A 23,162-nucleotide genomic window follows, 5' to 3' on the forward strand; every position below is an offset into this window, starting at 1 on the left:
TGCAATTCACGACATTTATTTTTTTAGAACTCTGATATACAGCAATTTTGAGGTGGGATTCCAAGAAAATTATTAACCTTAAAAATTATTAGAATGAAGACAAAAATTAGCATTTTTATGCTGCTCTGTATAGGAGCATCGTATGCACAGATACCTACTATTAACCCGACTTTTAAGTCTTATAAGGCTTCCAATTTTACTATTTTGGAAACTTTAGATGTTCCTAGAGCTGAAAAAATTAACAAATTAGGTTTTAGTGATAGTTTAGTTTCTGATGAACTATTTAATCAAAAAACTGATGGATTTACAATAGCTGATTACTCTTATTACATTGATAGCTATACTTTAGAACTTCATAAGTTGAGAGATTCTATTTCTGCATATGAAGAGAGGCGACTTGAAGCTCAGCTTGATGCAGCCGGTGTATTAACAGATTCTATAAAAATTAATCGTGCAAGAATAATTTTATTGAGGAAGAGGATTTCAAAACTAAGAAAGGAAAAGAATAAAAAAATTCGATGGCTTCCATCATGGGAGCGTGAACAACGATTGTATTTTTTTAAAGAATTTTATAATGAAGATGATGCACATACCAATTATTTAAACGGTTTTTCTTTACTTTTTGGGAGTACTACTGTACAAAGTGAACTTTTAAGTGATTACGCCGGACCTTTTAGATTTTCATTTGGAACTGTAATTACGGCTGAAAGTGATGATGAAACAGAGGGTGCTGAAAACCCTGAGGCGGATGATGAAAGTCAGGAAAATGATTTACAACGAATAATAAATGGGGGAGGAAATTTCTATTTAACTACTCAACTTCCCGTATATACACATACGGATAATACACTTTTGAATTTAACCAGTCTAAATGCCCGTATAGCGTCTGATATTGAAGGGGTTGGGGCAGATGTAGAAACCAGCGATGTAAAGTATGGTATTAATCTCTCCAGTTATTTAGCACTTACTACAGACCAAAAAAAATTCAACTTTTTTGTTAATGCTGAATACGGTTGGATAAATGGCTCAGGTAATTTTAGAGATGATTTTGGATTACAAGATGTTTTTAAAAAACCTGCTTTTATAGGTAAAGCCATAGTGGGAGTTATGCTCGACAACAAGGTTACTATTACAGTTACATCAAAGTCTTTTTCAAACTATAACAGCCTCGTTTCAGAGAAAGTTATGGTAGGAATACAATTATTAAACTAAACAATAACAAATATTTATTAATTTTAAAATCAAATAATTATGGGAAAAAATCAAGCATCTAGCAAGTTAATACACGCTATCGAAGGTAATTTATATTTAGTTAATAGCGATACTGATATCCAAGCTGACATGGTGTTGTTGGCTTCTGAAAAAGAATATCGTTATGGAGGACATAACTATGTGGTTGAAGAATTTGTAGGTAGTAATAAATATAAAGGTATTGTATTTAATTATTATCATAGTTTGATTTCTACAAGGGTTGATTATGGGAATCCTGATGAATCAATTCATATTAGTTTCATGCTCGATAATCCCTCGTCTTCTTGGAAAGATGGGGATAGAATAAGAATTATGTTATTAAATGAGGTGGATGAGCATGAGTTTATAAAGATGAAGCCTTATTTTCAAGAATATTTAAGAGAATTTAAAGATAGAGATAATGTTTCTTCAGAAGAATTTGATGCTTTTAATAAAAAATGGAATGACAATAATCAGAATTATAGAGTTAATTATCGTTACAATATTAATGCTATTATTGACAAACCTAGACTTATGAGTGTTTTTTCTATATCTGACGATTTCGTTAATGTTGATGATATAAAAAATAAGTTAGTTCCTCGTTACACTAAAGATGGCGGAGTTTTAACTTTAAAACTGAAAAGCTAAATGGTTAAAGTAACAAAAGTAATATTAGTATTTTTATTTTGTTGTTTTAGCTATGGACAGCAAATAAATACCTTTATTACCCAAACTATGAAAAACAATCCCGGTAAGGCAATAGACAGCCTTACCGGGGTTACTGTTACAACACCTTATGAAGTTGCAAAAAATTATTTTCTATTAGGTAAATGTCATGAGTTCCTTAATCAGGAAGAAATAGGCTTTAATTATTTTATTACTTCAAAAAAAGCATTTGAAGCATTAGGTGAGGTTCATCTTGAAAAACAAATTGCTCTTGAAGCTCATAAGGCGATAGCTTCTCAGGAACATTATGGTCAATACGGTAATACTCTGCTGGAAGAGTACTCTCAGTATGCTGATAGTATAAACTCATCATTACATAAGGCATATGCTGTTAGTGAGTTTGCTAAAAATGACTATTACACTTATGATGACACAAGGGATATTAAATACTTACGTAGTGCTTACTCTTTGTTTAGGGAAGCTTTAAGTCATGCTAAGAAGACAAATGATGATTTAATCAAAGCAAAATTATATTCTAACATAGGTTCATTAAAAAATACAATGCGTCAATGTGATTCAGCTCGTTTTTACCTCGATAAAGCTAAAGTACATATTGATGAAATAGATGATGATTACGAGAGGTATGCCTATTATCATAATTATGCGAACTCTTATTTTTTTGAAGAGAACTATCAAAAAGCAATACCCTATTTTTTAAAAGCTAAAGAAGTAGTGCCCTATTATAAAGGAAAAGCACTACGAGCACTCTATCGTCAATTAGAAGAAGCATATGATTTTTTGGATGATGATGTGGAGCGAAGAAAATATCAAAGGTTACATGACTCTATAGATACAATTATAGAAGACAGGCTTCAGAATATAAAAATGAATGAAAGTTATATTAAGCATGATGTAGAAAAAAAGGATGAGGAGATATCTACGCTTCAAAAAATAGTAGATAACTTCAAAAGACATAAGCTGGTATATGGTATAGCTTTATTTCTGGTGTTTTTATTGGCATTATACTCATTTGTTAGATGGAAAAAAGTTGATGCTAAGCGTAAAAAATTACAATCGGAGCACGAAACCGTACAGGCAGAGCATAAAGAAACAGTTAAGCAGCTGGAATCAGTAAAACAATTGGTTATTGAAGACCATTTAGTTTTAAAGAATAAAACCAAATTGTATATAAATAATTTGCTTTATATAAAGTCAGAAGACCATTATCTTAATTTTATTACTACCGAAGGGAAACAACATTTTTTAAGGGGGAAGCTTAAAGAAGTTGCAGAACAGCTTCCCCCTAACTTTAAAAAATGCCATCGTTCCTATATAGTGAATACTAACTTTATAAAGAACAGCAGTTCAAAAGGTATTACGCTTATCAATAATGAACTCATACCTGTTTCCCGAAATTTTAAGATATAAAAAACATTTACATTTTATAAGGCATAAACCTATAACTTCTCTATTTTTGTATTGCATTTATAATGCGGTAATTAATTATAATATGAGAAAACTACAAATGGTTGACCTTAAGAGTCAGTACGATAAAATAAAAGATACAGTAAATGCTTCCATTCAGGAAGTGCTTGATAATACAACTTATGTTAACGGGCCGGAAGTACATAAATTTCAAAAGAATTTAGAAGAATATCTGGATGTAAAACACGTGATTCCGTGTGCTAACGGAACGGATGCTTTGCAAATTGCCATGATGGGCTTAGGCTTACAACCGGGCGATGAGATTATTACCGCTGATTTTACGTTTGCCGCTACGGTTGAAGTTATAGCGCTATTAGGTTTAACTCCGGTGCTGGTAGATGTTGACCCTAATACGTATAATATTTCTGTTGAGGCGGTGCGTAATGCGATAACGCCAAAAACCAAAGCCATTGTACCGGTGCACCTTTTTGGTCAGGTTGCCGAAATGGAAGATATTATGGCGCTTGCAGAAGAACATAATTTATATGTTATTGAAGATAATGCCCAGGCTATAGGTGCCAATTATAAATATGCCGATGGTAGTAAGAAAAAAGCGGGAGCTATAGGTCATGTGGCATCAACATCATTCTTTCCGTCTAAAAATTTAGGAGCTTATGGCGATGGCGGGGCAATATTTACCAACGATGATGACCTGGCGTATAAATTACGTGGTATAGTGAACCACGGTATGTATGAGCGTTACCACCATGATGTGGTAGGGGTAAACTCTCGATTAGACAGTGTGCAGGCAGCAGTATTGAATGCTAAATTGCCACTGCTTAATGACTACAACAAAGCAAGAAGAGAAGCTGCGGATAAATACAACAAGGCTTTTGCAGGGCATGCTGATTTAATTATTCCTTTTGTACAGGGTGATGATGATAGCCATGTGTTCCACCAATATACATTACGAGTGCTAAATGCTGATAGAGATGCGTTATTAAAACATCTTCAGGAGAAGGGTATACCGTGTGCTATATATTACCCAATACCGTTACACAAGCAAAAAGCGTATGCAGACGAACGTTATAATGAAGATGACTTTATAATAACCAACCAACTGGTGAAAGAAGTAATATCGTTACCAATGCATACCGAGCTGGATGATGAGCAAATAGACTATATAACAAGTACTGTGCTTGAATTTTTAAGTGTTTAGATAATAAAATATGCTTTTACTGGTTGCTTTTATTGTCATACAAATACTGATCAGTTTACTGGTAAAATATTTTGCTGCTTTGCACTGGAAGAGGATATTCAGGATATTATTTATACCTCTTTTTATTGTTTTAATGGCAATGTGCCCTATATGGGCAGTAGATATTCTTTTTGCTCGAAGGGAGTCCGTGATGTGTGGTTTACCTTTAATAGCAATGATGTTTTTCTTTTGGGTAATAGGTATCCCGGTAGTTATAATAACACAGTTATTATTAAATAAGTATATATTAAAACTTAAACCAACAAATACCAAATTATAAATGAAAGTATTAGTAACCGGCGGGTTAGGCTTTATAGGCTCGCATACGGTAGTAGAATTACAAAACGAAGGTTTTGAAGTAGTAATAATTGATGACCTTTCCAATTCATCTGTTGATGTGCTGGAAGGTATTACAGCCATTACGGGAAAAGAACCTGTTTTCGAACAAATAGACCTTCGTGAAAAAGCATCCGTTCAGGAGTTTTTTAAAAAATATGCTGATGTTTCAGGAGTGATACATTTTGCAGCTTCAAAAGCAGTTGGAGAAAGCGTTGAAAATCCGCTACTTTATTATGAAAACAATTTAGGTACGCTGGTATATCTTTTACAGGAATTACAAAAGAAAGACAAAGCACATTTTATATTCAGTTCATCGTGTACAGTATACGGGCAGGCAGAAAAAATGCCTATTACAGAAGATGCACCTATTCAGCAGGCAATGTCACCTTACGGTAACACCAAGCAAATAGGTGAGGAGATTATAACCGATACTGCTAAAGTAACCAATATCAACGCTATATTATTACGTTACTTTAACCCTGTAGGTTCACACGAATCGGCTGAGATAGGAGAGTTGCCAAAAGGAACTCCGCAAAACTTAGTTCCATTTATTACCCAAACCGCTATAGGGCTAAGGGAGCAACTTTCTGTTTTCGGAGATGATTATCCAACAGCTGACGGTACTTGTATTCGCGATTACATTCATGTAGTAGATTTAGCAAAAGCACACGTAAAGGCGCTAAAAAGACTAATTGATAACAAGAATGAAAGCAATGTAGAGACGTTTAACCTTGGTACAGGTAAAGGAAACTCAGTATTAGAAGTAATAAATACTTTTGAGAAAGTGAGCGGAGAGAAGCTGAACTATAAAATAGCACCAAGAAGAGAGGGTGATATTACAGAAGCTTATGCCGATACCACAAAAGCAAATGATGTTTTAGGTTGGAAAGCGGAGTTGACTATTGAAGACGCTTTGGCTTCTGCTTGGAAATGGGAAAAGAAAGTAAGAGGTAAAGAATAGAAGATAATACTTTAAAAAGAGTTGATGTCGTGGGGAGTTTTGAGAAAAATATAGAGCCATTAGTAACTAAAAAAAGAGCTGTTATATTCACAGTTTTATGGGTAGTAGGTGGGTTGTTATCTATACTTGCAATGACAGATCTTTTTGAGGAAACACCATTTAAAAAGAAATATACCTTTTTCTTATTAATGATTGCTGTAAATACTATTTTTATGGTAAGAATATGGAAAGTATACCTTACTAAAAAAGCCCGTAATTAACGGGCTTTTTTATAATGACTTCCACATGTTTTCATTAAAGTAACTAAACCCATGTTTATCGAAAAAGCTACGGGCATCATTATTCATTGTCCAATGATTTAACCGTATCATTTTGAGTTGTTTTTCTCTCGCTGTTTCAGTGGCTTTGTCTAATAACAGTTTCCCGATACCATTTTTACGGAATTCGCTTTTTACCCCTATTTGGTCTATTAATATAAACCTTTGTGAATACTGAAAAGGGTTTTCCGGTACTTTTTTGAAAAACAATATTGTATAGCCGGTTGCTTCTTTACCAGCATACGCAACAAATGCTTTTGCATTTTTTTGAGCTAGAATTTCTTTAAAAAAAGAAACTACATTTTGCTCGTTGTATGGTTTAAAGATATTTGGATATAAGGAACAATGAAGCTCTTGTACTTCTTTATTAAGGGATGCTAATAATTTATAATCGTTAGTTTTGCTTATTTGTATTTCCATACTATCATGTATTATCGCCATTTACTTACTTTTTCAATCTTATTGTCATCAAGTTGGTTTGCCAGAGCTTTTACTTTTGATTCTAACAATATTTTTCTGCCTTCAGGGGTGCGTGTAAAAACTAACTCACATTCACCAACAAGTGTTTGCCATTGTTCAGCAAAATATTCTGATGGCTTTTTATTCTTAGCAATAGTCTCCGGTACAGCATGATAATCCTGTTGGTTTATAAAGTATAGTTTACTTTTTCGGATAATAATATAGCGCGGATTATTAATAGGACTTATAACCTCTGTAAGAGAATTAATAAAAATTGATTTTTCGTAGGTTGTGGCACCATCTAAATGGCAGGATACAGCTCCTGTTTCAGATACATTAGTTGTAATTTTAAGATAATCGTATTCTGTTTCAATGTGTCCTTCTTTGTATAATGAGCGTAGTACAACTTCGGCTATAGCTTTTATGTCTTTACTTATATCTCTATATTTTATATACAGGCGAAATGAGGTATATATTTTACTGCCAAAAAAAGTGAGTCCTGCAATAGTAATAATTCCCAAGTAAATATTTATCTGCTCCCACGACCTTGCTCTTGCCAACCCTTTAAGACCTTGTAACAGATAGGCTAAAAAGCCATATAATAGCTCTGCTATTATATAAGCAATGGTGCGATTATAATAAAAATTTTTAGCTTGCCTGTACGTTTTTTTATGTCTTCTTTCTTCAAATGGAATTTTTACCTCTTCAACCATTTGTACACCTTTGCCTAAGGCTTTATCCCATTTTTCTTTCAGCTCTTTTCTGTTAGCAGCAAGGGTAAGAATCTCTTTGTTTATTTTATCAACAGTGTGCTGTTTACTAATCGTAAATAATGGTATGTTAAGTCTTTTTGTTCCGTTTTCAATCCCTTGTTCTTCGTTGTATGATACTCCTAAAAAACCTTTAAAACGACGCTCTAATAATTGAAAATCTTCGCCACCTGTCCAATCATCTTTATCAATACATACCAAATGCCATATATTTCCGGTTTTATTAGCATTACCATTCTCAGCACGCATAGCCCTGCCACGCATTTGATTAGATAATACAAACGAACCTACAGAACTGGCGATGATTAGAGCGTTAACGGCAGGGGCGTCCCAACCTTCACCAAGAAGCGATTTAGTACCTATTAAAACTTCTATATGCCCTTCTTCAAAAATATCAGTAACAAGCTGTACAATATTATTTTTAAGCTGGCTGTTAACATCTATGCAAATATAGTTAGAGTCGAATGGTACAGGGGTAGTACTTATCTCATTAATACCATACTGTGTTTTGGCTATTTTCTGTAATACGGTAAGTGCTGATTTAGGTATGATTACAATACTACCCGAAAGTATGCCAATTTTTATATTTTTTGGGTTATCCCTGCGCAGTTTTTCGAAAATAGGAATAACCCCAACTTTTCTTAGATAAAGTGTGTTTTCTTCACTTTCTACATAATATTCTTTCCTGATATAATCTGTAAGGATTACCAGTCGCAAATCGCTACCCAGTTGCTCATACTCAAAATCTGTAATTGACTTTACAGATTCCAGCTTACTGATACTGGATATTAGTTTTTTACTGGTTCTTTCATTATGCTGTAGCATTATTCGCCTTTTCAGCAAAACACCGTTTTCCCGTAATAACTTTTTTAAAGTAAGTTTATGCTCGTTATATACTTCAAAGTGAACTTTTTCTTTAAACAGATAAAACTCCAGTAAAGTTTCCATCCATTCAAAATCAAGTTCGGGTATTTTTATATCACTATTACCAATTACCTCTAAATGTTGAGGAGTTATTTCTTTTCCGTTTGCATTTAAAAATATCAGCATGGCAGAATAACACTCCAGATTATTGTAAACCCAGTCTGTATCACTTTCGGGGTTTACCCACATCGGGTGTTGTCCTATAGCTTGCATTAGTGTTTTATCGTGTTTTACAGTATCAAAAGTTCCCTGTATTTTCAGCTTTATATCATCAATACTATTTTTTTCCTCTATTGTAGGTAGGCTATAATAGATGTAGTCCTGATGCGGGCATAAATCACCTTCGCTCACCAGCTCCGGAACACTTATTTCGGCATCTACAGGACCGTTAAGCTCACAATAGCGTTGCCATTCTGCCGAACTTACATCATAGGGCGGGGTTGCAGTGAGTGCTACAATTACAGGGTCAATACCTTCTTTAATTTTGGTTAATGTACTCCACCATTCATTTTTTAAGTGATGTGCTTCATCCAAAACTATAGTATTTACGCCTTGTTCTTTTAGTCCAGCTATTACAGCATCAATATTTTTATTTGATGTGTCCTTACTTTCTTCACTGTCATTATCAGACTCTTCTTCAATAACTTCCGCTATAGAGGTGTTGTTACAGGCAGCATGTACCCCTTGGTAGGTACTTACCGTCATAAACTTAGGATTTCTGATGTCTTTTGAAATCCAGTCAGGAACAACTTCCGACTGAAGGAATAATTCACAAAAGCGTTGTATCCATTGGTTGCGTATGGCAATAGTGGGTGTAAGTATTACTACAGGTTTGTTTAGCCTTAGCATTACTTCTAACCCTAATACGGTTTTACCTGAACCGGGAGGAGCAATAACATGTAAATGTCGGTTTGATAGGTGCTGTGAAAGTTCTTCCAGTACACGGTTTTGATATTTACGCCAAGGATATTTAAAGCTAATGCCTTCGGGGAAATTCTTCAATGGAAATGGTATTTTTGAGATGGCAATATATAAAAAATCCCCACTAAATAATTAGCAGGGATTTTATGAATGTTATATTGTAATTAACTAAGCAGCACTTGTTGCTACTTCTTTATTAATTTTCTTTACAAGCCCTTGTAAAACATTACCGGGACCTACCTCTGTAAATTCAGTAGCTCCGTCTGCTATCATGTTTTGTACACTTTGTGTCCATTTTACAGGAGCAGTAAGTTGCTTTATTAAATTCTCTTTTATTGTTTCCGGTTCTGTTACTGCTGTTGCCGGTACGTTTTGGTATACAGGGCAAACCGGTTTTGCAAAAGTTGTTGCCTCTATTGCAGCAGCAAGCTCTTCGCGTGCAGGCTCCATCATAGGCGAGTGGAATGCACCACCTACAGGTAGTTTAAGCGCTCTTTTCGCACCGGCTTCTTTCATAGCCTCGCAAGCACGGTCTATAGCTTCGGTTTCTCCTGAAATTACTAATTGCCCCGGGCAGTTATAGTTAGCGGCTACCACTACGCCTTCGGTAGCTTCGCATACTTCTTCAACAGTTTTATCATCAAGCCCTAATACAGCAGCCATAGTAGATGGAGCTGCTTCGCAAGCTTTTTGCATTGCCATGGCCCGTTGTGAAACCAGCTTAAGTCCATCTTCAAAACTTAAAGCTCCTGCCGCAACAAGCGCCGAAAATTCTCCAAGAGAGTGACCCGCTACCATATCAGGCTTAAAGTCTGCTCCCAACGTTTTAGCTAAAACAACCGAATGTAAAAAAACAGCAGGCTGTGTAACCTTAGTTTGTTTTAGTTCATCAGCAGTACCTTCAAACATAATATCCGTAATACGGAAACCTAATATTTCATTTGCCTTTTCAAAAAGTTCTTTTGCTTCGGCAGAGTTTTCATATAGTTCTTTACCCATTCCGGTAAACTGAGCTCCCTGTCCGGGAAATACATATGCTTTCATGTTTTGTTTCAGTTTTTGTTTGTAATAGCAAAAATAGGTAAATTTCCAGCAGTGCCAAGTTTTGTTTATTGTAACATTTTTTACTATTTATATACCTATAGTATAAACACCAAACAATTTTTATGAAAAAATCAATTACTATATTTTTATTACTATTTGTAACATTTTGCATTTTTTACTTTGGCATGCCTGTGATTAACTATGGTTTTGTAGGGTTGCCATTCGGTTTCCTGTTCCTTATTATTTTGTGGATAGTATTTACCATGCGTGCCGAATCTAAAAAGGAAAAGATTAATGTAAAATTTAAGCCTTTCCACCGTGCGTTAGGCATTATAGCATTATTGCTTTTACTGTATGTAACCTTATTACCGTTGTTAACCAGTTCGGCAATGTTTTACAGTAAAGACTATCGTGAAATAATTGGCGAGGTAAAAGATGGTAAAGAAATATCTAACCATATAGCGCCATTAGCTATAAATAAAGTTAGGGTAGTGGATAGGCAACTGGCATACCTGCTTGGCGAGAAAATATTAGGTTCAGACCCTGCGCTGGGTAGTAAAACAGAACTGGGACACTTTACAGTACAAAAAGTAGGCGATGAGTTGTACTGGGTAGCCCCGCTATTGCATTCCGGTTTTTTTAAGTGGATAAATAACAGCGAAGGGACTGATGGGTATGTATTAGTTTCGGCTACCAATGAGCGCGATGTACAGTTAGTACAAAGTATTAATGGCAAGCCACTCAAAATAAAATACCAAAGCGAGGCTTTCTTTATGAGCCAAATGCAACGCTACCTATATTTTAATGGTTACGCTACTACAGGCTTGGAAGATTATACTTTTGAAATTGATGATAACGGTATGCCGTATTGGGTAGTTACCAAGTATAAAAAGCGTATTGGTTTTGGTGGTAATGATGCTGTAGGAGTAGTAGTGCTTGATGCACAAACAGGGGAAATAAAAGAGTATGATATTGATAATACTCCTGATTGGGTAGACCGTATACAACCGCAAAGTTTTATAGAAGATCAATTAAACGATTGGGGTGAGTATGTGCATGGTTACTGGAATTTCGCCAATGAAAATAAACTACAAATAACCGAAGGACTTACCTTGGTATATGGAGAAGATGGAAGACCATACTGGTACACAGGGTTAACATCGGTAGGAAAGGATGAGAGTGCCGTTGGTTTTGTACTGGTAGATACCCGTACTAAGGAAACCACTTACTACCACCAAAGTGGTGCAACCGAATATGCAGCGCGCCGTTCAGCAGAAGGTAAAGTACAGGAAAAAGGGTATAATGCCTCTATGCCTGTTCCTTATACTATAAATAATATTCCTACCTATGTAATGACATTAAAAGATGGCGGCGGGCTGGTAAAAATGTATGCTATGGTTGCTATTAACGATTATACCATAGTAGGAGTAGGTAACACGATGAGAGAAACCATGATGTCGTTTAAAAATGTATATAACATGGCTGATAACCGAATAGACCCTAATGCCATTTCGGACAGAAAAGTAATTAATTCGGTAGTGGCACGTATACAAAGCGATATTAAAAACGGGAATAGTTTTTACTATTTTACGGTTGATGGCTCACCTAAAATATTTATAGGATCATCACAACTTTCTAACGAGTTACCTGTTACCGAAGCAGGGGATAGTATAAGTATATCTTTTGATGCAGATATTGAAGATGTAATAAACGTATCCAGTTTTGATAATTTAAATCTGGGAGATAAAAAATAAAAAGAAATTAGATAGCATGAATAAAAAAAGCAGCCCATCAGGCTGCTTTTTTATTTAGTTTACTAATAGTTATTGCTTTTAGGATACACTTACTAAAGCAGCAGCCTTCTTAGCTCTCTCAACTATCTCTTCTATAGAGGTGTCCAAGCTATCGTACGTTAATGATACCCCCATGCGGCGGTATGGTCGTGTAGTAGGCTTACCAAATATCCTGAAATCAGTTTTTGGTAATGCAGCTATTTTATCTAAACCTGTATATTGTGGATTTGTTCCGTTTTCTGTTGCTGCTATTACAGCACTTGCGCCTGCTTTTTCCAGAGTAATCTCTGCAATAGGCAGGCTTAATATAGCGCGAAGGTGCAGCTCAAACTCATTAAAGTTTTGTGTGCCTGCCAGTGTTACCATACCAGTATCATGTGGGCGTGGAGAAAGTTCCGAGAAATAAACACCTTCATCGGTAAGGAAAAACTCTACACCAAAAATACCGGCTCCGCCTAAGGCTTCAGTAACTTTTTTAGCCATATCCTGTGCTTCGGCAATATCCTTGTCAGATACTCTTGCGGGCTGCCAGCTTTCCTGATAATCGCCGCGTTCCTGTCTGTGTCCTATAGGAGAACAGAATAGGGTTGGGTTGTTATTTTGAGTAACCGTAAGCAGTGTAATTTCCGAATGGAAGTTTACAAAAGCCTCAACGATAACTTCAACAACATCGCCACGGGAACCCTCTACTGCATAGTTCCATGCTTTTTCAATATCGCTTTCCGTTTTTATAGTAGATTGTCCTTTACCTGACGATGACATTAATGGTTTTACTACACATGGCATCCCTACTGCTTCAACTGCTTTTTGTAATTCTTCGGCTGAGGTTGCATAACGATAATCAGCAGTTCTTAACCCAAGGTCTTTTGCAGCAAGGTCGCGAATGGCTTTACGGTTCATAGTAAAGTTAGCAGCCTTTGCCGAAGGTACTACAGTTATACCTTGTTTTTCATAATCGTAAAAACGTTCGGTGCGTATGGCTTCTATTTCAGGGACAATAAAATCAGGTTGGTGTGTAGCTACTACTGCATCCAGCGCGTCGCCATCAAGCATATTGATAACTTCATACCCATGTGCTACCTGCATAGCAGGAGCATTTTCGTAACTGTCTACCGCTATAACGGTTTGCCCTATACGTTGTGCAGCAATTACAAACTCTTTTCCTAATTCACCTGAACCTAGTAGTAATATTTTTTTTGTCATTATGTTGTGTTGTTGTTTAAAGAGCAAAAGTACAAAGATTTACTCTTGGTGTGTTGTAATTGCTTTTACTAAAATCAAAAAAGTCCCGCCATTGGGCAGGACTTTTAAGTATTATATTTTTTTAAGCTAATGCTTCTTTTATTCTTTTTAGTGCTTCGGTAAGTTGCTCCTCACTTGTAGCGTAAGATATGCGTAGGCAATCCGGATTTCCAAAAGCCTCGCCTGTTACCGTTGCTACATTAGCATATTCCAAAAGGAACATAGATAAATCATTCGCATCTTTAATTTCTACACCTTTTATGGTTTTACCAAAGTATGATGAAACATCAGGAAAAAGGTAAAAAGCACCTTCCGGGATGTTTATTTTAAAGCCCGGTATGTCATTCATCATATTGATAACAAGATCCCTGCGCTGGTGGAAAGCCTCTACCATGTGGCTTAATACACTAGGATCTGCCTCTACAGCAGCAATTGTAGCACGTTGTGCAATACTGTTTGCTCCGCTGGTTACCTGTCCCTGCAGTTTAGTACAAGCCTTTGCAATAAATTCAGGAGCGCCAATGTATCCTATTCTCCAGCCTGTCATGGCAAATGCTTTTGCTACACCGTTTACGGTAATAGTTCTTTCCAGCATCCCCGGTACTGCTGCAATACTGTAGGAACTTCCTGAGAAATTAATATGCTCGTATATCTCGTCTGATACTACATAAATATCATGTTTTAACAGTACTTCTGCTAATGCTTCCAGTTCTGCTTTGCTGTAAACCGAACCACTTGGGTTACACGGAGAGCTAAACCATACCATTTTTGTTTTTGGCGTTATAGCTGCTTCCAGTTGCTCGGCAGTCATTTTAAAATCAGTATCTACACTGGTAGCAACTACTACGGGTACACCTCCCGAAAGTTTTATTATTTCGTGGTAGCTTACCCAATATGGTGCAGGCAATATAACCTCGTCACCATCATTAAGCATTACCTGTGCAATGTTATATAGCGATTGTTTCGCTCCTGTAGAAACTACAATTTGAGAAGGCTTATAATCCAGCCCGTTATCCCTTTTAAACTTTTTGCAGATGGCTTCTTTAAGGTCAGCGTATCCATCTACAGGCGGATAAGCGCTATAATTATCATCAATAGCCTTTTTGGCTGCTTCTTTAATAAAATCAGGAGTGTTAAAGTCAGGCTCGCCTAAACTTAAGCTTATAATGTCTATTCCCTGTGCTTTTAATTCTCTGGCTTTTGCAGCCATAGCAAGGGTTTGCGAAGTAGATAGATTATTAATTCTGTCAGAAAGCACGTTCATAGCTTAATATATGAATTTATGGTGTTTTTTATGTGATTAATTAAGTGCCGGTTGTGAAGGCTTCATTCCAAGTTCTTTCAAGTGCTTGAAATGTGCTGCTATAGCTTCCGTCATTGTGTTGAACTCATGGTAAGGTAAATTATACTCACGAGCCGTTTCTTTTACAATTTTAGCTATTTCGCTGTAATGTATATGGCTTATGTGCGGGAAGATATGGTGCTCAATCTGGTGATTTAAACCTCCCGTAAACCAGTTTATAATTTTGTTTTTCGGAGCAAAATTAGCTGTAGTGTGTAGCTGGTGTATTGCCCATGTGTTTTCTATTTGTCCGCTTTCATCCGGTATAGGGTTATCGGTTTCTTCTACCACGTGCGCCAACTGGAAAACAATACTTAATATTAACCCTGCGGTATAATGCATAATAAAAAAGCCTATTAGTACCTTCCACCATACAATACCTAAAAGCATAGGTACAGCAAGCCATACTAAAGCATATAATAACTTTGTAACTACAAGAACGGTCCATTGCTTTACAGGGCTACGGAAATCTCCGTATGATAAACCTCTTTTTATATAACGGCGCATCTGCTTAATATCGGTAGTAATAGCCCAGTTAAAAGTTAGTAATCCGTATAGGAATACAGAATAGTAGTGTTGAAACTTATGGAACCTTCTCCACTTTGCACTTTGTGTAAACCGAATAATTCTGCCGGCATCCAAATCCTCATCATGCCCGTGAATATTGGTGTAAGTGTGGTGCAATACATTGTGTTGTACCTGCCAGTTATATACATTACCTGCTAAAAGGTACATACTGCTTCCCATAACTTTATTCAGCCATGTTTTAGAAGAATAAGAACCATGATTAGCGTCGTGCATTACATTCATACCTATACCTGCCATACCAACTCCCATAAGCACCGTTAACAGTAATTGTGCCCATACAGGTATATCAAGCGTAAGTAATATAAAGTAAGGCGCTAACAGGGCACCAAACATTACTATGGTTTTTATATGGAGTTTCCAGTTTCCGGTTTTTTTAAGTTTATTTTCTTTAAAATAATTGTTTACACGTTTATTTAGCGTCCTGAAAAACCGCATAGAGTCGTTTTTTGAAAAAACAGGAGGGGTAATGTTCATTTTGTAATAAATTTTAAGAAATCCAAAGATAATTATTAATGCGCTAGTAAACGCTAAAATTACCTTTAAATTTCTATGTTGAAATGCTTACTTTTGCCAAAAGTATAAATGATGGATGAGATAATCAATCAGTTCCCTGAACTTACCCCGCTGCAAAAAGAGCAATTTGCTCGCCTAGAGGAACTTTACAAGGACTGGAATGCAAAAATAAATGTTATTTCCCGTAAGGATATAGATGCTTTATATACCAAGCATGTATTGCACTCTTTAGGTATTGCAAAGGTTATGGAGTTTAAGCCCGGTGCCAGTGTTATGGATGTGGGTACAGGTGGTGGATTTCCCGGAGTGCCGCTGGCGATACTTTTTCCTGAAACTGATTTTTATTTAATAGATGTTATTGCCAAAAAGATAAAGGTAGTGCAGGAGGTAGTGGATGCTTTAGGTTTAAAAAATGTAAAAGCAGAACAAAAAAGAGCCGAAAAGGTAGACCAACAGTTTGATTTTATTGTAAGCCGTGCCGTTACCAACATGCCCGATTTTGTAAAATGGGTAAGAGGTAAAATTAAAAAAGACCAAAACCACGATTTACCAAACGGTATATTGTATTTAAAGGGTGGTGACTTGACAGAGGAACTAGAGGTTTTTCAGAAAGTAACGATTTACAACTTGTCAGATTATTTTACTGATGAGTTTTTTGAAACTAAAAAAGTAGTACATCTGGCGATGAAATATAAAGGGAATTAATCAATTCCCTTTTTTATTTTTTTACTGAAATAAAGTAAATGTAATTCCAGTGTTTTACTCCAATACTCTGTATTATGATTACCGGGCTGAGAAATAAAAACATAGGGTATTTTTAATTGTTCGGCTTTTTTAGCAATAGCAGTATTTGTGTTATAAAAAATGTCCTCTCGACCACAATCCATAATAAATTCTGTTGACTGTAAAGACTGTTTAATAATGTTGCTAATGCTATATTTTCCCCAATCATTTTTTTTGTAGTTGCCTAAAATAAATGTAATGTCGTTAGTAATGCGATTGTTATTAAAGAATAGTGAGCTTACTTTTTTTAGTAGGTTGTAATCTAAATTTAATGCTCCGCTCATGCTGCCGAAACTATTGAAATATTCGGGATGTAATAATCCGTAACGCATTGCGCCATAACCACCCATGCTTAAACCGGTTATGAAAATATTTTTACTATTTATAGAAAGGTTATTGTGTACTTTGGGAACTAGTACTTTAAAAAAGAAACTTTCCATTTGAGATTCTTTTTTATAGGGGCTGTCAATATACCAAGACACAAACCCGTCAGGGCAAACAAAAACCATATTATAAGTATTGGCAAGTTTTTTTAAGTTACAAGTTTTATTCCACTGCTCATAGTTTTCGCTATACCCGTGTAATAAATAAACTAAAGGATATTTTTGTGATGATGTGTAACTGTCTGGTTTAAAAATTAAAACAGTATCATTTTTACTTAAGTATTCTGATTTTATAACCCATTTTTCCTGTGCAGAAAGTAAAAGACTGGCTAATAACGTAATTGTAACAAGTATAGTTTTCATAATTATTATCTTTGATACAAAGGTTAAAAGCATTACTTTTTTAAGCAATACCTAACAAAATTGTTAGTAAAGAGGGGTTTAAATTATGAGGAAAGAACAATCAACAAATTCAATAAATGAGAAGTTTCTATTTGGGGTTTGCGAACTCAATTCCGCCGTTAACATTATTAGCGGAAGATGGAAGTCTCAAATAGTGTATTCAATATCAGAAGGTAATAATCGTTTTAATTTATTAAAAAAAGAGTTGCCTAATATAAGCGATCAGGTTTTAGGGAGGCAATTAAAAGAACTTGAAACACATGGAATATTAATAAGGCAAAATATACCTGATACTGTTCCTGCGGGAATAATGTATGTATTAACACAAAAAGGAATAGATTTAGTTCCTGTTCTTAAGGATTTATGTGAATGGGGAAAGCGTTATGAAGGAAAAGAGATAAAATTACCTGAAAGTAATTTGTAATAAAAAAGGCTTCCTAATCAGGAAGCCTTTTTTATTATGATTTATTCTCCTAAAAAAGGATATCTGTAATCTGTTGGCGGAACAAACGTTTCTTTAATTGTTCTTGGCGATACCCAACGTAATAAGTTAAGTATAGAGCCTGCCTTATCATTAGTTCCTGATAGCCTTGCACCACCAAATGGCTGTTGCCCTACAACGGCACCGGTTGGCTTGTCGTTAATGTAGAAGTTACCTGCACAGTTTTCAAGTGCTTTAGTAGCTTGCTCTATTGCATAACGGTCTTGGCTGAATACAGCTCCTGTTAATGCGTAAGGCGATGTGCTGTCTACTAACTCAAGTGTTTCATCCCACTTCTCGTCTTCATATACATACACTGTAAGTACAGGACCGAAAAGTTCTGTCTCCATAGTTTCGTAGTGTGGGTTTGTGGTTTCGATAACCGTAGCATCAACAAAGTATCCCACAGATTTATCGTAATTACCACCTATTATAATTTCAGCATCTTTAGCACCTTTAGCATTGTCTATATACTTAGCTAATTTGTCGAAAGAACCTTCGTGTATAACTGATGAAAGGAAGTTTGATAAATCTTCAGGAGAACCCATTTTCATAGATGCTACATCTTTAGTCAATTTATCTTTAACTGCTCCCCATATCGATTTTGGTATGTATGCTCTTGATGCAGCCGAACATTTTTGTCCTTGGAACTCAAAAGCACCTCTTGCAAGTGCAGTAGCAACCTGCTCAGGGTTTGATGAAGGGTGTGCAATAACAAAGTCTTTACCACCTGTTTCACCTACAATACGCGGGTATGTTTTGTAAATACCTTTACCCATGTTTTGCCCTATTTTAGACCATATAGCATTAAATACTGCTGTTGAACCTGTATAGTGAATACCTGCAAAATCAGGATTTTCAAAAACAATATCGCTTATCATAGCAGCATCACCACTTACCATGTTAATAACACCATCAGGCAGTCCTGCAAGTTTAAATACTTCCATAACTACATTGGCGCTATACATTTGGTGTGGGCTTGGTTTCCATACTACCACGTTACCCATTAATGCAGCAGATGATGGCAGGTTTCCTGCAATTGCCGTAAAGTTAAACGGAGTAATAGCATATATAAAGCCTTCTAACGGGCGGTGTTCCATTCTGTTCCATATACCGTCAGAAGATACAGGCTGTTCAGCATAAAGCTGCGTCATGTATTCTACGTTAAAACGAAGGAAGTCAATAAACTCACAAGCAGCGTCAATTTCTGCTTGGTGTACTGTTTTAGCCTGAGCTATCATGGTAGCAGCATTTATTTTTGCACGGTAAGGACCGGCAATTAAGTCGGCTGCTTTAAGGAAAATAGAAGCTCTTTGTTCCCATTTCATAGAAGCCCATGCTTTGCGTGCTTCAAGTGCAGTGCTTATAGCTTTTTCTACATGCTCCTTTTCAGCTTCGTGATAAGTACCCACAGTTTTTTTGTGGTCAAAAGGAGGGTTTATCGTCTTTGTTTTACCGGTTCTTATTTCTTCTTTACCAATATATAAGGGTACGTCTACTGTACTATTATACATTTCTTTAAAAGTAGCAAGTACCTGCTCTCTTTCTTTAGTACCCGGGGCATAAGACAGTACCGGTTCGTTTATAGCATCCGGCACATTATAAATTCCTTTTGGCATGATTTATTAGTTTTTAAAGTATTAAAAAATTTAAGTATCACAAATATACAAGAAAAAGGTGTACTTGTAATTGCAAATACTTTAATAAAAACCGATAAATATCAACATATTGTTAATTGAGTGCGAAGGGAGCACTTAGCCTGAACGACGGTACAAAAACCCTGAATGAACGGGTAGAGGTGAAGTTAACCATATTGAAGTAACCGCGCATTGCACCAAATGGTGAAGATAGTAAACAACCTGAACTGTATATGTGTTTTTCACCCGGTTTTAAAACAGGTTTTTTACCTATAACACCTTCGCCGTCTACAACTTCCAAATCATTAAGTGAGTCGAAAATTTCCCAGTGGCGGGTGTTAAGTTGTACAGAATCTTTACTTTGATTTTCTATAGTAACCTCGTAACTAAAGGCAAACTGAATTCTGTAGTTCTTAAAGTAAGTGCCTTCAAAACTAGTTGAAACAGAAATTTTAATACCCTTGGTTATTTGTGATACCATATACATAATTTGGTTTTACTTCTCAAATATACAAAATTATAAAACGTTGTGTTGTGCTTAAGATATTAAATTAAACATAATACAAGTTTAAGTATTTGGTTTTTAGTTGGTAATATTTTCAGAGTTTGCATACCCCATGCCTATTACTCTGTCATAACGTTCATTATTCATTCTGTAGTATACAAATACGTTATAATCGTTTTCTGTTTGGTAAAAGTTTCCGTCAATAGCATCTTTACCATTTATATTACCACGCTTGTCTGCCAGTATATACATATAATTAGTAAAGCCCTGTTTTATCATTACAGCTTTTTCGTATACAGCTCTTTTTTCATCATACTCCATTTTGTATTCATCTGTTTTGGCATAGTTGTTAAACATACCGCCAATATAAATATCTTCTTTACCGTAATAAGCAGGTGCACTAAGGCTAAAAAATACCCATGCGTAGTCAGACTCCAGGTTAATATCAGTTACATTTAACCTGATGTTGTTTACTACAAAGTTACCGTTAATATCCGGATAATAAGTATAAGGCTCATTAGCCCTTGCCTCGTCCATATAAAGGATGTTGTTGTAAATTTCTCCTGCGGTAACTCTTACAATGTTATTTACGGCATTACGTATGTCTTTATTATCAAAATAAAGATATTCATTACCTGCCCAAAATTGGGTTTCTTTATTATAACGGTAAATTAAATCGTTACCAATAGTATATTGTGGTTTTACATTATAAATAGCATTATTAAACCTGCCATTTTGGAAAAGTGCTACTTTAACATTTTGCAGCGGACTCTGGAAAACGAAAGCATCTGTTTTTACCGAAAACTGTAAATTGTGCTTTTCGTTCACTACATCCATATTTCGTGCTCTTTTTACTTCCACAGGAACACTTACCTGTTCTTCATATACTATAAATCTGCGGGTAAATACCACATCACGATTTTCATCCAGTATTTTAAGGATATAATTCCCGGATAATAATATGCGTGTAAATTTATTCGGAAATGATAGTGTATAGCGAGAATAGATCTGTAATGTGTTAAATGAGTTTTGATAGTTTTGTATACGCTGGTTATCAAAGCCTTCAATATAATCATTAATGCTAAGTTGCGATGACGGAGTCCAGTCGTAATTACAATGTGTTAATGAATAATAATAGTCTGCCTCATTGCCAAAAAGGTCGTCAAACTCTAATGTAAAACGCTCTCCAAGCCTGAAATAAGGATATACATTTTCGTTATTTACCCTAAAAGATACTGTTTTAATATTATAAGGCGGTGCAAGCTCTTGTTGCACCTGCGCACTGGCAATAACAGAGATAAGGAAAAGAAAAACAGTAACCTGAACTGACCTGAAAGGGGTATTAACCATTCTGTAAGTGTTTAGTTTTATTGCTCGTAAATATAAAAAATATAATAGATGTACTAACGTACCTAAAAAATTATAGTACTAAAGTAATGCCAAACTAAACAGAAACAGAATTAATTTTTAAAGCAAACCGGGATAATTTCACCCTGTGCCAAGCGGTAACGATCTACTTCCTCAGAGGATAGTTTTTTAGTGTAATCTTCTTCGGTTACAGTAAAACCTATACTGCGAAGTTTATCAAAATAATCACGCCCGTATACACGTACGTGGTCATACTGCCCAAAAATACGTGCGCGCTCTTTTGGGTCAGTAATACTGTCGTCTTCAAAAGTTTTTTCTCTGCTTAAATCCTGCGGAATTTGAAATATACCCATGCCGCCCGGTTTTAAAACTCTGTAGAGTTCCTGCATGGCTTTGGTATCATCAGGAATATGCTCTAAAACATGGTTGCATAAAATAATATCGTAACTGTTATCTTCAAAAGGCAGGTTACAAATATCAGCTTTTACATCAGCCAGAGGAGAATATAAATCGGTAGTAGTATAATCCAGATTTTTCTGCTTGCGGAAACGTTTGTAAAAAGCCTGTTCCGGTGCTACATGCAGAAACTTTTTAGGTGCCGTAAAAAAGTCAGTTTCATTTTTTAAGTACATCCACAAAAGCCTGTGGCGTTCTAACGAAAGTGTACTGGGCGAAAGTACATTTTCGCGCTGCTGACCGTACCCATACGGCAGAAATTTTTTAAAACTTCTGCCGTCAATAGGGTCAGTATATGTATTGCCTTTTAGTGCTAAAGCCAGCATGGGGCGTGCCACATAGCTAAGCCTTATTAATAAAGGTCTTGGTATTGTGTTAAGAATGAGCTTAAATAATTTTTTCATTAAAAATTATATAACAAAAGGCGTTGCTCTAAACTCATTTTCTTCATCACTTTCTATACCCAGTGCCTGGTACACATAAGCAAAGGTAGAAAGTAACTCAGGCTTACCGTCAACTAAAGCTACATCATGCTCAAAGTGCGCACTTGGCTTACCATCGCGGGTAACAATAGTCCAGCCGTCTTTAAGCTGTTTTATATTTTTAGTCCCCATGTTTATCATAGGTTCTATGGCAACTACCATACCTTCTACAAACTTTTTACCCCAACCGCGTTTACCGTAGTTAGGCATGTTTGGTTCTTCGTGCATTTTTTTACCTAAACCATGCCCTACAAGGTCACGTACTACACCATAGCCATGTGCTTCGGTATATTTTTGTATTGCGCTGCCCACATCGCCTACACGGTTACCCATTTTAAACTCACGGATACCTACGTATAAAGACTCTTTGGTTACTTGTAGTAATTTGCGTGTTTCTTCTGCCACTTCACCTACTTCAAAAGTATAAGCGTGATCGCCGTAGTATTCATTTTTTAAAGCACCACAATCGACAGAAACAATATCGCCCTCTTCAATAGGTTTGTTAGTTGGCAGCCCGTGTACTACTTGTTCGTTTACACTGGTAAGCAGTGTGCTTGGGCAACCGTATAAACCTTTAAACCCCGGTACTGCACCATGGTCGCGTATAAATTCTTCCGCTTTTTGGTCAAGCTCTAAAGTAGTAACACCCGGTTTTATTTCAGCTGCTATCATGCCCAGTGTTTTAGAAACTATAAGGGCACTTTCGCGCATTATTTCTATTTCTTCTCTTGTTTTAGATATAATCATTCTCAATATTTTTCGCCCAGTACAGATATTGTTATACAAATTATATACTGAGTGTTTTCGAACTGCAAAAGTACAACTTTCAACGGATTATTTTAAATATCCTTACTACCTGAGAAATATCATGTT

At 35.9% G+C, this 23,162-nt stretch carries 21 protein-coding genes; 9 read left to right on the plus strand and 12 right to left on the minus strand.

The features are described 5' to 3' along the window. The first annotated feature begins 93 nt into the window (after window positions 1-93). From IEW45_RS11515 to IEW45_RS11540, 6 genes are all read left to right on the plus strand, one after another. Window positions 94-1,212, plus strand: coding sequence for a hypothetical protein (locus IEW45_RS11515; protein WP_188621405.1), 1,119 nt, complete (start codon window positions 94-96; stop codon window positions 1,210-1,212). A 39-nt stretch (window positions 1,213-1,251) separates the two neighbouring features. Further along, window positions 1,252-1,878, plus strand: coding sequence for a hypothetical protein (locus IEW45_RS11520; RefSeq protein WP_188621406.1), 627 nt, complete (start codon window positions 1,252-1,254; stop codon window positions 1,876-1,878). Window positions 1,879-1,965: 87 nt separating this feature from the next. Next, on the plus strand, window positions 1,966-3,324 hold the full coding sequence (locus IEW45_RS11525) for a LytTR family transcriptional regulator (protein WP_188621407.1): 1,359 nt from the start codon (window positions 1,966-1,968) through the stop codon (window positions 3,322-3,324). Between the two features lie 82 nt (window positions 3,325-3,406). Then, window positions 3,407-4,540, plus strand: a complete 1,134-nt coding sequence (locus tag IEW45_RS11530) for a DegT/DnrJ/EryC1/StrS family aminotransferase (protein ID WP_188621408.1) — start codon at window positions 3,407-3,409, stop codon at window positions 4,538-4,540. A gap of 319 nt (window positions 4,541-4,859) precedes the next feature. After that, on the plus strand, window positions 4,860-5,879 hold the full coding sequence (gene galE / locus IEW45_RS11535; protein WP_188621409.1) for a UDP-glucose 4-epimerase GalE: 1,020 nt from the start codon (window positions 4,860-4,862) through the stop codon (window positions 5,877-5,879). A gap of 29 nt (window positions 5,880-5,908) precedes the next feature. Continuing rightward, window positions 5,909-6,139 carry a hypothetical protein gene (locus IEW45_RS11540; RefSeq protein WP_188621410.1) on the plus strand — a complete coding sequence of 77 codons (231 nt, stop codon included), beginning with the start codon at window positions 5,909-5,911 and terminating at the stop codon, window positions 6,137-6,139. Window positions 6,140-6,148: 9 nt separating this feature from the next. Here the strand turns inward: IEW45_RS11540 and IEW45_RS11545 are convergent, their stop codons facing one another. From IEW45_RS11545 to fabD, 3 genes are all read right to left on the minus strand, one after another. Next, on the minus strand, window positions 6,149-6,637 hold the full coding sequence (locus tag IEW45_RS11545; protein ID WP_188621411.1) for a GNAT family N-acetyltransferase: 489 nt from the start codon (window positions 6,635-6,637) through the stop codon (window positions 6,149-6,151). Further along, a complete protein-coding gene (locus IEW45_RS11550) occupies window positions 6,628-9,351 on the minus strand; it encodes a DEAD/DEAH box helicase family protein (RefSeq protein WP_188621412.1) in 2,724 nt (907 codons plus the stop codon). The genes IEW45_RS11545 and IEW45_RS11550 overlap by 10 nt, the downstream gene beginning before the upstream one ends. Window positions 9,352-9,438: 87 nt before the next feature. Then, window positions 9,439-10,314, minus strand: coding sequence for an ACP S-malonyltransferase (gene fabD / locus IEW45_RS11555; protein WP_188621413.1), 876 nt, complete (start codon window positions 10,312-10,314; stop codon window positions 9,439-9,441). Between the two features lie 122 nt (window positions 10,315-10,436). On the opposite strand from fabD, the gene IEW45_RS11560 reads away from it, so the two are divergent. Beyond that, window positions 10,437-12,068, plus strand: coding sequence for a hypothetical protein (locus IEW45_RS11560; protein ID WP_188621414.1), 1,632 nt, complete (start codon window positions 10,437-10,439; stop codon window positions 12,066-12,068). 78 nt (window positions 12,069-12,146) lie between these two features. Here IEW45_RS11560 and purT read toward each other — a convergent pair whose 3' ends face one another. The 3 genes from purT to IEW45_RS11575 all read right to left on the minus strand — a co-directional run bounded on the left by purT (window position 12,147) and on the right by IEW45_RS11575 (window position 15,753). After that, window positions 12,147-13,310, minus strand: a complete 1,164-nt coding sequence (gene purT, locus IEW45_RS11565) for a formate-dependent phosphoribosylglycinamide formyltransferase (protein ID WP_188621415.1) — start codon at window positions 13,308-13,310, stop codon at window positions 12,147-12,149. 121 nt (window positions 13,311-13,431) lie between these two features. After that, on the minus strand, window positions 13,432-14,613 hold the full coding sequence (locus IEW45_RS11570; protein ID WP_188621416.1) for a pyridoxal phosphate-dependent aminotransferase: 1,182 nt from the start codon (window positions 14,611-14,613) through the stop codon (window positions 13,432-13,434). Between the two features lie 36 nt (window positions 14,614-14,649). Beyond that, window positions 14,650-15,753 carry a fatty acid desaturase family protein gene (locus tag IEW45_RS11575; RefSeq protein ID WP_188621417.1) on the minus strand — a complete coding sequence of 368 codons (1,104 nt, stop codon included), beginning with the start codon at window positions 15,751-15,753 and terminating at the stop codon, window positions 14,650-14,652. A gap of 111 nt (window positions 15,754-15,864) precedes the next feature. Between IEW45_RS11575 and rsmG the strand changes: the two genes are divergently transcribed. Beyond that, window positions 15,865-16,497, plus strand: coding sequence for a 16S rRNA (guanine(527)-N(7))-methyltransferase RsmG (rsmG, locus tag IEW45_RS11580; protein ID WP_188621585.1), 633 nt, complete (start codon window positions 15,865-15,867; stop codon window positions 16,495-16,497). Here rsmG and IEW45_RS11585 read toward each other — a convergent pair. After that, on the minus strand, window positions 16,494-17,321 hold the full coding sequence (locus IEW45_RS11585; protein WP_229665941.1) for an alpha/beta hydrolase: 828 nt from the start codon (window positions 17,319-17,321) through the stop codon (window positions 16,494-16,496). The genes rsmG and IEW45_RS11585 overlap by 4 nt on opposite strands. Window positions 17,322-17,406: 85 nt before the next feature. Between IEW45_RS11585 and IEW45_RS11590 the strand changes: the two genes are divergently transcribed. After that, the gene (locus tag IEW45_RS11590; protein ID WP_188621418.1) at window positions 17,407-17,784 is read left to right on the plus strand and encodes a winged helix-turn-helix transcriptional regulator; all 378 of its coding nucleotides are present in this window, start codon (window positions 17,407-17,409) and stop codon (window positions 17,782-17,784) included. A gap of 41 nt (window positions 17,785-17,825) precedes the next feature. Here the strand turns inward: IEW45_RS11590 and pruA are convergent, their stop codons facing one another. The 5 genes from pruA to map form a co-directional block, all read right to left on the minus strand. Continuing rightward, window positions 17,826-19,460, minus strand: a complete 1,635-nt coding sequence (gene pruA / locus IEW45_RS11595) for an L-glutamate gamma-semialdehyde dehydrogenase (RefSeq protein ID WP_188621419.1) — start codon at window positions 19,458-19,460, stop codon at window positions 17,826-17,828. Window positions 19,461-19,572: 112 nt separating this feature from the next. Further along, window positions 19,573-19,959: a Co2+/Mg2+ efflux facilitator ApaG/CorD gene (gene apaG, locus IEW45_RS11600; protein WP_188621420.1), complete on the minus strand. Its 387-nt coding sequence runs from the start codon at window positions 19,957-19,959 to the stop codon at window positions 19,573-19,575. 102 nt (window positions 19,960-20,061) lie between these two features. Then, the gene (locus tag IEW45_RS11605) at window positions 20,062-21,333 is read right to left on the minus strand and encodes a type IX secretion system plug protein (protein WP_188621421.1); all 1,272 of its coding nucleotides are present in this window, start codon (window positions 21,331-21,333) and stop codon (window positions 20,062-20,064) included. Window positions 21,334-21,443: 110 nt separating this feature from the next. Next, window positions 21,444-22,211 (minus strand): class I SAM-dependent methyltransferase, encoded by a 768-nt coding sequence (locus IEW45_RS11610; protein WP_188621422.1) that lies wholly within the window; start codon window positions 22,209-22,211, stop codon window positions 21,444-21,446. 6 nt (window positions 22,212-22,217) lie between these two features. After that, on the minus strand, window positions 22,218-23,036 hold the full coding sequence (gene map, locus IEW45_RS11615) for a type I methionyl aminopeptidase (RefSeq protein WP_188621423.1): 819 nt from the start codon (window positions 23,034-23,036) through the stop codon (window positions 22,218-22,220). Window positions 23,037-23,162: the final 126 nt, after the last annotated feature.

This window comes from Flavobacterium suaedae (assembly GCF_014642915.1).
Classification (GTDB): Bacteria; Bacteroidota; Bacteroidia; order Flavobacteriales; family Flavobacteriaceae; genus Flavobacterium; species Flavobacterium suaedae.